We start from the raw sequence: 11840 nt of genomic DNA on the forward strand, positions 1-11840 counted from the left end.
TCTAATTCCCTTTTTTGTAATCAGCAAGAAACTTAGCAAGACCAATATCAGTCAAAGGGTGCTTAAGTAATCCTTCAATTGAAGAAAGAGGTCCTGTCATTACATCAGCACCAATCTTAGCACAATCAATCACATGCATTGTATGTCTTACAGAAGCAGCTAGAATCTGAGTATCAAACCCATAATTATCATAAATCAATCTAATCTCTGCAATAAGATTAAGCCCATCTGTAGAAATATCATCTAGTCTACCAATAAATGGAGAAACATAAGTTGCACCAGCTTTTGCAGCAAGCAACGCTTGTCCGGCAGAAAACACCAAAGTGCAATTTGTTTTTATTCCTTTATCACTAAAATATTTTATCGCTTTTACTCCATCTTTGATCATTGGTACTTTTACAATAATCTGATCATGAAGCTTTGCTAACTCCTCTCCTTCTTTAATAATCCCCTCATAATCTGTTGAAATCACTTCTGCACTAACATCTCCTGTTACGATTTCACATATTTTTTTATAGTGATTAATTATATTATCATTACCTGTGATACCTTCTTTCGCCATCAAAGATGGATTTGTAGTTACTCCATCCAAAACTCCTAAATCCTGTGCTTCCTTAATTTGATCAAGATTTGCAGTATCAATAAAAAATTTCATATTACTGTGTTTAAAATTGTTGTGTTTAAATTCTACGCTTTCTTATAGATTGCGAATATAAAAATAATCATGTTGACAAATAACATCTTTTAGTTTATTTAAATATTTACAAATCTACTTCTTGCTAAATTATAACTTATAATGATTCATTAACATTTTTTCATACACTCTATCAGGCAAAACTCTTTTTAATACAATAGAAAATTTTTGCATAAAAGCTCCTACTTTATAATGTACTCTTGGTTTCTGGGTATTCATAATTTCAAAAACAACCTTAGCCATTTCTAAAGGATCATTACCAGAATCTACATGACTATCCATTAATCTTAATGTATCACCATAAGGTTTTTCATAAGGAGATCCTTCAATCACGGGAGCATGGTAGCGACCTGCTGCAATGTTGGTTGCAAAATCACCAGGAGCTACATTTGTCATTTTAATATTAAAATCCTTTAATTCCATTCTCCATGCTTCAGTAGTCATCTCAAGCGCTGCTTTGGAAGCACTGTAGATCCCTCTATAAGGCAATCCCATATATCCGGCTATAGAAGTTATATTAATAACCAGCCCATTCTTTTGCTTTCGCATAATAGGCAAAACTGCCTTAGTCACATTTATTGGTCCAAAATAATTAGTGGTGAAGTTTTTCACAATTTCTTCTTCAGGAGTTTCTTCTATCGGTCCTGTAATACCTGCTCCAGCATTATTAATCAAAACATCCAGTTGCCCATGTTTATGCACAATTTTATCAACTGCAGATACAATACTACCCTTATCAGCCACATCTAACTCTAAAAGAGGGAAAAAATCAAAATCAGTAAACCGAGATGGATTACGACTAGTACCATAAACTATGCATCCCTTTTCTTTTAAATATATCCCAATTGATTTCCCTATTCCTGAAGATCCACCCGTAATTAAAACAACGGTGTTTTTTTGATTCGTGCTCATGGCGGCAAATATACAATTCTGATCGAGCTTGTACTAATCCTCTAATATGAAATGAAGAAAAAATCAGTTAATCAACAACCATATAAATCACAGATTACAACACCTAATTTTTGGACACAAAAAAAGGCAAGCTACCTACATCACACTGCTACAACCGTCTACCTTTGCTGCGTTCCCGCCCTGGAGGATTCAACAGGAGCTAGTTGTGTAGGACTTGCCGATGCAAAGATACAATCTTTAGGATATAAAACAACCATTTTTTAAACCCAATTAAAATAAATATCTTGCCTTAAAATTCAACTACCAAAATGAAAACCTGTAACTCATTAATCATCATTATATTAAGTATAATAAGCTTTTCCTGCGGAAGTAATCAGGATAAACAAAAAAAATATTTTTCTATCGCTACAGAGGGTAATAAAACCAAATTTCCACTTGGTGAAACTATAAAAGCGAGCATTACTAATAATAAAAACATCAAAATTGATTCTGTTTCTTACCTTCTTGATGATAAAGAAGTAACTTCTAAAAGTAATTTTGACTACGAAGAAAAGCTTGATAATGAAAAATTAGGAAATCACATGCTAACAGCCAAGGTATTTTATGGTGGTAATATAGATACAATCACAAAAAAGATTACAATTCTTAATCATACTCCTCCCAAATTATATTCATACAAAATTGTTGCAGAGTACCCCCATGATAAAGAAGCTTTTACTCAGGGACTAGAGTTTTTTGGAGATACACTCTATGAAAGTACAGGAAAAAAAGGAAAATCTTCTTTAAGAAGAGTAGATTATAAAACCGGTGAAGTTCTAGTAAAAAAAAATATCGATAAACAATATTTTGCAGAAGGGATAACCATCTTAAATAATAAAATCATTCAGCTTACCTGGACTTCAAAAGTGGGTTTTATCTATAACCTTAATACTTTAGAAAAAATTGGAGGATTTACATACGATCAAAGTAAAGAAGGTTGGGGATTATGTAATGATGGTGATCATATTTATAAAAGTGACGGTACTGCAAAAATATGGTTATTGGACGCAAACACATTAGCAGAAAAAAGTTATATAGAAGTTACAACTAATAAAAGTGTAAAATCAAGATTTAATGAATTAGAATGGGTAGATGGAAAAATTTATGCCAACACATGGCAAAAAGATGGAATTGCTATAATTAACCCAAAAAACGGAGCTTTAGAAGCAGTAATAAACTTATCTGGATTAAGGCGAAAAGTAACCGAGCACAAAGACTTAGATGTTTTGAATGGAATTGCCTATAAAAGAGATACAAAACAGCTTTTTGTTACAGGAAAAAACTGGGATAAACTTTTTGAAATCCAAGTAATTCAAAAATAGTAAATAACCTTAATTCTAAATTTACTATTTTAATAAATTCCTGCAACACTATAATAAGTACTTCGTTATAGTAATAGACAGATAATAAACCGTACCTTTGCGGCTTATTTTTAGCTATATGAATAAATTTGAAGCATTAGGCCTAGGTGAAGCCATAATAAAGGCGGTGAGTGATATGGGTTTTGAAACCCCAAGTGAAGTACAAGAAAAGGCAATTCCTATTTTGCTAAACGAAGATACAGATATTGTAGCATTAGCACAAACGGGAACTGGAAAAACAGCAGCTTTTGGTTTTCCTTTAATTGAAAAAATTGATAGCAGAAGTAGAATTACGCAAGGTTTAATCCTATCTCCTACTCGTGAACTTTGTTTACAAATTACTAACGAGCTTAAAAACTACTCTAAACATGTTCCAGGACTACATACTGTGGCTATTTATGGAGGTGCTAGCATAACAGATCAGGCAAAACAAATAAAACGAGGAGCCCAAATTGTAGTGGCAACTCCTGGTCGAATGCAAGACATGATTAATCGCAAAATGGTAGATATTTCGAATATCGGCTATTGCATTTTGGATGAAGCGGACGAAATGCTGAATATGGGCTTTTATGAAGACATTAATGCTATTTTGTCTCATACTCCAAAGGAAAAGAATACTTGGTTGTTTTCTGCAACTATGCCCAAAGAAGTTTCTACCATTGCAAAACGTTTTATGCATAATCCTATAGAAATAACTGTAGGGCATAAAAATACAGGATCTAAAAATGTTTCTCACGAGTATTACGTAGTAAACTCTCGTGACCGATACGCTGCTTTAAAAAGATTAGCAGATGCTAATCCTGATATCTTTTCTGTAATTTTCTGTCGTACCAAAAGAGATACTCAAAAGGTTGCAGAAAATCTTATCGAAGACGGATATAATGCTGCGGCATTACACGGTGATTTAAGTCAAAATCAGCGTGATTTGGTAATGAAAAGTTTTAGAAATCGACAAATACAGATGCTAGTAGCTACTGATGTTGCTGCTCGTGGTATTGACGTAGATGATGTTACCCACGTAATTAATTATCAGCTTCCTGACGAGATAGAGACTTATACCCACAGAAGTGGACGAACAGGTCGTGCTGGAAAAAGTGGTGTATCAATGGTAATAGTTTCTAAAAGTGAGGTTAGAAAAATTAAGTCTGTAGAACGAATTATTAAAAAGAGTTTTGAGAAAAAAGTAATTCCTAGTGGCGAAGAGATTTGTCAAGTGCAACTTTTTCATTTAGCAAGTGACATAGGAAAGGCTGAAATAAATCATGAAATCGATAGCTACTTACCCTCTATCAATGAGGTTTTAGAGGAGTTTTCTAAAGAAGAGTTAATTAAAAAATTCTTTTCTGTAGAGTTTTCTCGTTTTCACAATTATTATAAAAAATCTAGAGACTTAAATGCTGTTAATGATAGAGACAGGGGTTCTTCAAATGATGGTAGCACTCGTTATTTCATAAATGTTGGAGAAAAAGATGGGTTCGACTGGATGACCCTAAAAGACTTTTTGAAAGACGTATTAGAGCTTGGCAGTGATTCATTAAGCCGAGTAGATGTAAAAGAGAGTTTTTCTTTCTTTAATACTAGTACAGAGTATCAGGAGCGTGTTCTTTCTACTTTTGAAGATTTTAGAATGGAAGGAAGAAAAGTTAATGTAGAGATTTCTAAAGATTCTGGTCGTAGAGGAGGAAGAAGAAGACGTGATGATGGTGGAGGTTTTAAAGGAAAACGTAGAAGCGATGGATTTAAACCAAAAGGAAAAAAACGTTTTGGTTCAAATGACGATAGAAGTAACCAAAGAAGAGATCGTAGAAAACGTAGCGATCGCAGATAAATCAAAAAACTAATCCTTATTATTCTACCAAATATTTTATCTGATAATAAGGCTTTAACAAAGTAATATGATTTTTGGCGCGGTTTTTATGTTATCTTATTAGAAATTGAACGTCATAATATAGTACATGAAAAAAATAATATTTTATTTAACATTACTTATAGGTGTAATCAATACCTATGCGCAGGAAAATGAATCAACCGATATCATATCTGGTAAAGTGCTTAATGCTGCCACAGATCAAATATTAGAAAATGTTCATGTTGTTAACCTTAGCCAGGTAATCGGTACTATTACTGATAAAAAAGGAAATTTTGATATTCAGGCAAAAATAAATGATACCCTTTATTTTTCGTATATAGGATACAAACCATTACAAGTAAGGGTTACTAATGACTGGATTAAGTTTGGTGAGGTTAAAATTAAAATGACAGAATTAGGGATTGCATTAGAAGAGGTTGTGGTTGCAGATGTTCAACTCACAGGTTATCTAGAAATAGATGCTAAGAGAATACCTGTCTATAATAATTACAGATATAGTATCTCTGGATTAAATACTGGCTATGAAGGAGGAAGCAAACAACCTGGGGCTGTAAATAAAGTATTAGGAGCTATCTTTAACCCTGCAGATTTTTTATATAATATATTTAGTAAAAGATCTAAAGAATTAAGGAAATTACGAAAAATCAAGAAAGATGATGAAATTCGTAATCTCTTGGAAACTAAATTTGATCGTGCTACTCTAATGGCTTTGCTGCAAGTAGAACGTCTTGATATTGATGAAATTCTTAGAAATTGTAATTATTCAATGGATTTTATAAAATTTGCAAATGATCTACAAATTCTTGATGCCATTAGCGAATGCTATGAAGAATATAAAATACTAGACAGAAAATAATTTTATTTTAAAGAATGAAGAGCAATTCTGTTCCCCTCAGAATCTATAAAATAAGCCATGTACCCATGATCTTTTGAAATTTGCTTTTTATCAGAGAGTATTTTGCCTCCAGCAGCCTCTACTCTGCTTATTTCATTAGCAACATCATTGCAAGAAAAATAAACCAAAATACCATCTGTACTTGGTTTGTAGTGCTCTCCGGCATAAATTAATGTTCCTGTAGCAACACCAACCTGTTTTTGATTAGGAAACCACCCCATTTGCACACCTTCAAGATTTTGAAGTGATATCTTTATTTCAAATACTTTCTCATAAAATACTTTTGCCCTACTAATATCAATAACAGGAATCTCAAACCAAGCTACCATAATTTTTCAATATTAAATTCCTTTTAAAACTAATTATTCTCATAATAACGTGCGATTATTTGCTCGTGACTCTTAATAATTTTCTTGGTCCATTCCATTCGCTTTTGCAACTTCTCCTCTTCAGATAACTGCCATCTAATATCTGTATCTCTTAACTTTGAAGAAATATGTTGTAGTATAATTGCGGCAGAAACAGATATATTTAGGCTTTCTGTAAAACCAACCATAGGAATATGTAGTTTACTATCTGCTTCATCCAACACAAGATCACTTAATCCATGCTGCTCTCTTCCAAAGAAAAAAGCGGCAGGTTTAGTAATATCAAAATTTTGTAATACTTCAGAACCGTCATGTGGTGTTGTAGCGATTATTCTATACCCTTTACTTTTAAGCTTACGAATACACTTTTTAGTAGAATCATATCGATTAACATCTACCCATTTCTGAGCTCCCATAGCAATTTCTCTATCGATTCGTTTTGCATTTACCTCTTCGATTACATGTACATTCTGTACACCAAACACATCACAGCTTCGTATTACGGCACTTGTATTATGTAATTGATATACATCTTCAATTGCCACAGTAAAATGATTAGTACGTTGATCTAAAACTCTTTTATATAAAGCCAATCGTCTTGGAGTAAGAAATGATTCTAAGTAGTCTAAAAGTTTTGTATCTGTCATATCTGCTAAAATATAAAAACATCTACTATTTATATAAAAAAATAAGAGCTCCCTAGTGATAATACTAGGCAGCCCCTAACAATCTACTTAATTTAATTTTTAATCTAAACATAAAAGTTTTTAGTATACGACATCAAACATAAAAACTCTTATGTAATCACTAACTATAGTAAATATTTTTCCATTTAGTAACAAAATGATATTATAAAACTTAAAAAAAACCTCCCGAAATTACCCCTAAAAACGGAAGGTTTAAGTAAACACATTGTCAAAATGTAATCTTACAAACCGATGATACCATCAGTTCTATTCTTTATGTATACATTTGATATTTTGTTTAAAACCTCCCGAAATTACCCCTAAAAACAGGAGGTTTAAGTAAACACATTGTCAAAATGTAATCTTACAAACCGATGATACCATCAGTTCTATTCTTTATATATACATTTGATATTTTGTTTAAAACCTCCCGAAATTACCCCTAAAAACAGGAGGTTTAAGTAAACACATTGTCAAAATGTAATCTTGTAGTTAATCAATCTTCTGTGATTAACTAAATTTATCTTTTATTTATAGTTCCAAACTGTAAGGTTCTTCCAAAATCTTCGACATAACTACCAATACTATTCATACTGTTATAGTTGTACCTATACTTGAAATGTAATTTTACATTGATAAGTGATAAAGAAAAACTTAAAAACTTGGACATGTTAATAGTTATTACCTGATCTGCTTCAAAAATGATATGAAGAGTCTGGTTTTTCAATCTTGTTAAGAAAATGCTAAAAAGCATAAGGTTAGTCCGTAATAAATGTAAAGAATTCCTATATTTCGCTTCTAAGTAGATAAAGAAAAACAAAAGAAAGTTCTCTTTAAAGAAAAGCAACGTACGACCAATTAAAGATCTTAATTGGTATCTTTTATAGATAAGAAATAATCGTCCTCTCACAATGATTGATTTATTTTTAATTAATCGTTATTCAGACCCTGCTATTGTTGGCTCGCCAAAGTTTCACAATTGCGGGGTTGTTTTTTAGCTAATATTATTTATACAGCATAAACTAATACTAAAAATCTACCAGCTTCACATTATACTCATTTAGTCTTATATAGTAATCATTTAACTACCATGTATAGAGATCAAAAAATGAGTTTGTACTATTTATATATTCAAAACTTAATTTTGACAACAAAAATGTTTCTTAACTCATAAGATGTATATCACATCAAATTATGAAAAACTCTAATTAAGTTCACTATTTGTATAATAATTACTTTTATAAAAAACTCAGGGAGGGGTAAGAAAATAAGCTTTTTATTTTACAAATTATAATATAATGTTTTGTTTAAAAACAATACTTAAAGATAGTCACAAATGATTAAAAACACATACCTATAACACGCATAATAATTACGGTTTTACCGTATATTTGTAAATGATTTGATTTATTGCTCAAATATCATACTTCAGTATAAAACTATATTAAAAAAAAATACGTAAATTACTGATAATCAATAAATTAAAATAAAAAAAGAACTAATCACACTATACTTTTACTGTAAAAAATGTAGGAATATTCGTTTACAAACTACGATAAAATTTGTTTTTCAGCCTATTTTTAAGTATTTGAACCTCCTTTTTAATTTAAAAAAAACGTCAACCACCAAATATATTCCCTATAAAATTGTCAAAGAATAAAAAAATGATTTCATTATAATTAGACATAAAAAGTCCCTACTTTTTCCTTTATAATTTCAGAAAAAAACATAATCTTATCTAGTCTAGATTAGATACCCATTCGATAAAGAAGTAGTTACTTAATTATAATTAAACTATACAAAACAAGATTAGTTTATAGTTCATTTATATTATTCTCTATTTTATTATAAACAGAAAAACACAATATAAGTAAGAATATTATTTACCCTAACTTATTAATTAAATCTGGTTATCTTTCGTTATCCCTTTTTTTGAATCTCAACAGAGTGTGGATAAGGAATTTCTATCCCGGCTTTATCCAATGCTAGTTTACAATCCTCTAAAGTACTAAAATATACATCCCAATAGTTTTCGGCCTTACAATAAGGTCTTACAGCGAAATCTACAGAACTATCTCCTAAGTTAGATACATTTACCGAAGGAGCAGGATCTCTTAATACCATAGGGTTAGCAATCAAAACAGATAGCAGGACTTCTTTTGCTTTTTTTATATCTTCATCATACCCAATACCAATTGTAAGATCTACTCGTATCCATTTTTCTGCGGTGTAATTAACAATATTACCATTTGCCATTGCTCCATTTGGCACTATTGCTAGTTTATTCTCTGGAGTAGTTAATTTAGTGGTAAAAATCTCAATTTCTTTAACAACACCTATTACCCCTTGAGCTTCAATCAGGTCACCTATTTTGTAAGGTCTAAAAATCATGATAAGCACACCTCCTGCAAAATTTGATAATGAACCTTGAAGTGCTAAACCTACAGCAAGTCCAGCTGCAGCTATTACCGCTGCAAAAGTGGTAACATCAACTCCTAATCGAGAGATTACGACAATAATCAGGAAAATTTTAAGAGACCACGTCGCAAGATCTAATAGAAATTTTTGTAAAGACTCATCATATTTGCTTTTGGACATCATTTTTTTGATTCTACTTATCAAATTTTTGATGATCCAAGACCCAATTATGTAAATAAGAATTGCCGTTACAAGCTTAGGACCAAATTCTTTTGCAAGTTCAATACCATAATTAAACCATTCTTGAGCTTTTTCCATGATTATATGTGTTACTATTTGTTATTAGTCACAAATATATATAAATCTGTTAAAACCAAGTATGTCGTTTTTCTAGGTATTTTTATTGTATTACAATAAATTCACTTCTTCTGTTGCGTTGATGTTGTTGATCACTACAAGGAGTATTATTATCACAATCATTTATCAGTTCAGTTTCTCCATATCCTCTTCCGGTAACTCTGGATTTTTCAATTCCTCCTTTTTGGACAATGTATTGGATGGTGCTTTTAGCTCTCCTCTGGCTCAAATACATATTATAATCGTCACCAGATCTGCTATCGGTATGTGATCGCACATCGATTTTCAGGTTAGGATATTGCTTTAGTGCAGCAATAATTTTTTGTAATTCTACTTCTGCCTGTGGTCTTATAAAAGACTTATCCAGATCAAAATATATCATTTCCAGTTGCAACAATTTAGCCAGATCATCACCTGGTTTAACTTGTTGTCCATCAAGCCCCCCTTTTCCTAATTGCAGGGGTAGTTTATACTGATATTCTAATACATTGCTGGCATTGATCATTACCTCGGTGGGCTTATATTGTATTTTATTGGCTCTTACCACATATTGAGTATCACATTCGAGTTTAAATTTATAGGCTCCTTTCCGATCTGTCACTGTTCGTTGTAGTTCATTATTTTGATCATCCAAAAGCAAAACTTCTGCCTCTGTCAGAATCTCTTTAGAACTTGCATCCGTTACAATTCCGGTAAGGTATTGCTTGCAAGAAGTAATCAACTCATCGGTTTGCTTAAAGCTATAGATATCATCATTTCCTTTTCCTCCTGCACGATTACTGGAGAAATATCCAATTTTTGTTTTTTCATTCAAGACAAAAGTAAAATCATCTTCGGCACTATTAACAGGTTTCCCTACATTGTATGGGATAGAGAAAATTCCAAATTCTTCTGGAACAGCGACAAAAACGTCTAACCCTCCCAGACCTACATGACCATCACTGGCAAAATATAACTGTCCAGAATCACTAATGTATGGAAAGGTTTCTCTACCTTCTGTATTGATTTTATCTCCCAGATTTGTTGGTTCCCCAAAGGTTCCATCCTCGTTTATATCTACTACATACAAATCAGAGAGTCCTCGGCTATCCTCCATATCACTTGCAAAATAGAGTTTTCTACCATCAGCACTAAGGGCAGGGTGAGCAATAGAATAGTCATTACTATTAAAAGGAAGTTCTTCGATATTGGTCCATTTCCCATTTTCTAGTGTTGCTCTGTATATTTTTAGTAATATTATTCCCTCCAGATTAGACCCTAATTTTCTTTTGATATAATTGTTTCGGGTAAAATATACGGTTTGTCCATCTTTACTAAATGAGGTTGATGATTCATGAAATTTTGTGTTGATTTTCCCTTTTAGTTTTTTTGGAGATTGTAGAATACCATTAGCTTCAATAATAGTAGAGGAATACAAATCTAAAAAAGGCATTTCATTCCACTCATGAACTACTTTACTCATTCCACTACTACTACCTCTGGAGGAGGCGAATATCAATTCTCCTTGGTTATTAAAACTGGGAGCATAATCAGAATATTTGGAGTTTATCCCTAGTTTCAATAATCTGAATTTACCAGATTGCATTTCTATAAATTTCAGATAATCTCTAGTATTCATAAAATACTCAGCACGATGATCGTTTCCGGTAAGGCTATTAAACTGTTCCATGACTTTATCAGACTCCTCATATCGTTCTACACTTTTCAAACTTTGAGAATACCTAAACAAATACTCAGGATCTACCTCTTTTGTATATTTAGAGGTTAGTTTTTCATACCATGGTACGGCTTGTTCAAGCTGTGCATTAAAATAGTAAGAATCTCCAATTTTTTTAAATAAGTCCTGAGATTCATATCCACTTTCGGCAACCTGAAGATAAATCTTACGAGCATCAACAAAAGCATATCGGTTAAAATTTTCTTCTGCCTTAGCCAAGCGTTTCTCTTGAGAAAAGACGATGCTTGATACTAATATACTTAACGATATCGTTATAAAACATGTATTCAAATTCATAATTTCGTCATTTTGATTTTTAGGTCTACAAACCAGTTTTTATCTGTTTTTTTTGAATTCCAATTTCAATTTTCAAACAACCCTATACTAGCATCAAATTAAAAGAACCGTGGGGTTAACATTCTATTGTATTTTTTAAAAAGTTCAAAACGTAACATCACTTCATAACTACCATCATTAAACTGGGTTTGTCCCAGCTGGGTAACTTCTCTATCATAGGCAAATC

At 31.9% G+C, this 11840-nt stretch carries 10 protein-coding genes, 1 other RNA gene and 1 pseudogene; 3 read left to right on the plus strand and 9 right to left on the minus strand.

Annotated elements, in window-relative coordinates:
* Nucleotide 1: 1 nt before the first annotated feature.
* The 3 genes from fsa to ffs all read right to left on the minus strand — a co-directional run bounded on the left by fsa (nucleotide 2) and on the right by ffs (nucleotide 1826).
* Nucleotides 2-655, minus strand: a complete 654-nt coding sequence (gene fsa / locus C1X07_RS24260) for a fructose-6-phosphate aldolase (RefSeq protein ID WP_103072649.1) — start codon at nucleotides 653-655, stop codon at nucleotides 2-4.
* Nucleotides 656-784: 129 nt separating this feature from the next.
* Nucleotides 785-1606 (minus strand): SDR family oxidoreductase, encoded by an 822-nt coding sequence (locus C1X07_RS24265; RefSeq protein WP_103072650.1) that lies wholly within the window; start codon nucleotides 1604-1606, stop codon nucleotides 785-787.
* A gap of 121 nt (nucleotides 1607-1727) precedes the next feature.
* Nucleotides 1728-1826, minus strand: an RNA gene (gene ffs / locus C1X07_RS24270) — signal recognition particle sRNA small type.
* 88 nt (nucleotides 1827-1914) lie between these two features.
* Between ffs and C1X07_RS24275 the strand changes: the two genes are divergently transcribed.
* The 3 genes from C1X07_RS24275 to C1X07_RS24285 all read left to right on the plus strand — a co-directional run bounded on the left by C1X07_RS24275 (nucleotide 1915) and on the right by C1X07_RS24285 (nucleotide 5732).
* A complete protein-coding gene (locus tag C1X07_RS24275; RefSeq protein ID WP_103072651.1) occupies nucleotides 1915-2967 on the plus strand; it encodes a glutaminyl-peptide cyclotransferase in 1053 nt (350 codons plus the stop codon).
* A 118-nt stretch (nucleotides 2968-3085) separates the two neighbouring features.
* The gene (locus tag C1X07_RS24280) at nucleotides 3086-4834 is read left to right on the plus strand and encodes a DEAD/DEAH box helicase (protein ID WP_103072652.1); all 1749 of its coding nucleotides are present in this window, start codon (nucleotides 3086-3088) and stop codon (nucleotides 4832-4834) included.
* A 127-nt stretch (nucleotides 4835-4961) separates the two neighbouring features.
* Nucleotides 4962-5732: a carboxypeptidase-like regulatory domain-containing protein gene (locus tag C1X07_RS24285; RefSeq protein WP_103072653.1), complete on the plus strand. Its 771-nt coding sequence runs from the start codon at nucleotides 4962-4964 to the stop codon at nucleotides 5730-5732.
* Between the two features lie 2 nt (nucleotides 5733-5734).
* Here the strand turns inward: C1X07_RS24285 and C1X07_RS24290 are convergent, their stop codons facing one another.
* From C1X07_RS24290 to C1X07_RS25515, 6 genes and pseudogenes are all read right to left on the minus strand, one after another.
* Nucleotides 5735-6100 carry a VOC family protein gene (locus C1X07_RS24290; RefSeq protein WP_103072654.1) on the minus strand — a complete coding sequence of 122 codons (366 nt, stop codon included), beginning with the start codon at nucleotides 6098-6100 and terminating at the stop codon, nucleotides 5735-5737.
* Nucleotides 6101-6129: 29 nt separating this feature from the next.
* Complete coding sequence (locus C1X07_RS24295) at nucleotides 6130-6786, minus strand: TrmH family RNA methyltransferase (RefSeq protein ID WP_103072655.1); 657 nt, start codon at nucleotides 6784-6786, stop codon at nucleotides 6130-6132.
* A 559-nt stretch (nucleotides 6787-7345) separates the two neighbouring features.
* Nucleotides 7346-7552 (minus strand): hypothetical protein, encoded by a 207-nt coding sequence (locus C1X07_RS24300; RefSeq protein ID WP_128755392.1) that lies wholly within the window; start codon nucleotides 7550-7552, stop codon nucleotides 7346-7348.
* Nucleotides 7553-8745: 1193 nt separating this feature from the next.
* Nucleotides 8746-9561 carry a mechanosensitive ion channel family protein gene (locus tag C1X07_RS24305; protein WP_103072657.1) on the minus strand — a complete coding sequence of 272 codons (816 nt, stop codon included), beginning with the start codon at nucleotides 9559-9561 and terminating at the stop codon, nucleotides 8746-8748.
* Between the two features lie 82 nt (nucleotides 9562-9643).
* Nucleotides 9644-11614, minus strand: a complete 1971-nt coding sequence (locus C1X07_RS24310) for an OmpA family protein (protein WP_103072658.1) — start codon at nucleotides 11612-11614, stop codon at nucleotides 9644-9646.
* Nucleotides 11615-11712: 98 nt separating this feature from the next.
* Nucleotides 11713-11840, minus strand: a pseudogene (locus C1X07_RS25515) (PorP/SprF family type IX secretion system membrane protein); the annotation flags it as partial.

The organism is Aquimarina sediminis, assembly GCF_002895435.1.
GTDB classification, from domain to species: Bacteria; Bacteroidota; Bacteroidia; order Flavobacteriales; family Flavobacteriaceae; genus Aquimarina; species Aquimarina sediminis.

What these genes read in the sequence shown, in the direction of transcription:
- fsa (WP_103072649.1), bottom strand. Translation starts at nt 655, where the DNA reads ATGAAATTTTTTATTGATACTGCAAATCTTGATCAAATTAAGGAAGCA.
- C1X07_RS24265 (WP_103072650.1), bottom strand. Translation starts at nt 1,606, where the DNA reads ATGAGCACGAATCAAAAAAACACCGTTGTTTTAATTACGGGTGGATCT.
- C1X07_RS24275 (WP_103072651.1), top strand. Translation starts at nt 1,915, where the DNA reads ATGAAAACCTGTAACTCATTAATCATCATTATATTAAGTATAATAAGC.
- C1X07_RS24280 (WP_103072652.1), top strand. Translation starts at nt 3,086, where the DNA reads ATGAATAAATTTGAAGCATTAGGCCTAGGTGAAGCCATAATAAAGGCG.
- C1X07_RS24285 (WP_103072653.1), top strand. Translation starts at nt 4,962, where the DNA reads ATGAAAAAAATAATATTTTATTTAACATTACTTATAGGTGTAATCAAT.
- C1X07_RS24290 (WP_103072654.1), bottom strand. Translation starts at nt 6,100, where the DNA reads ATGGTAGCTTGGTTTGAGATTCCTGTTATTGATATTAGTAGGGCAAAA.
- C1X07_RS24295 (WP_103072655.1), bottom strand. Translation starts at nt 6,786, where the DNA reads ATGACAGATACAAAACTTTTAGACTACTTAGAATCATTTCTTACTCCA.
- C1X07_RS24305 (WP_103072657.1), bottom strand. Translation starts at nt 9,561, where the DNA reads ATGGAAAAAGCTCAAGAATGGTTTAATTATGGTATTGAACTTGCAAAA.
- C1X07_RS24310 (WP_103072658.1), bottom strand. Translation starts at nt 11,614, where the DNA reads ATGAATTTGAATACATGTTTTATAACGATATCGTTAAGTATATTAGTA.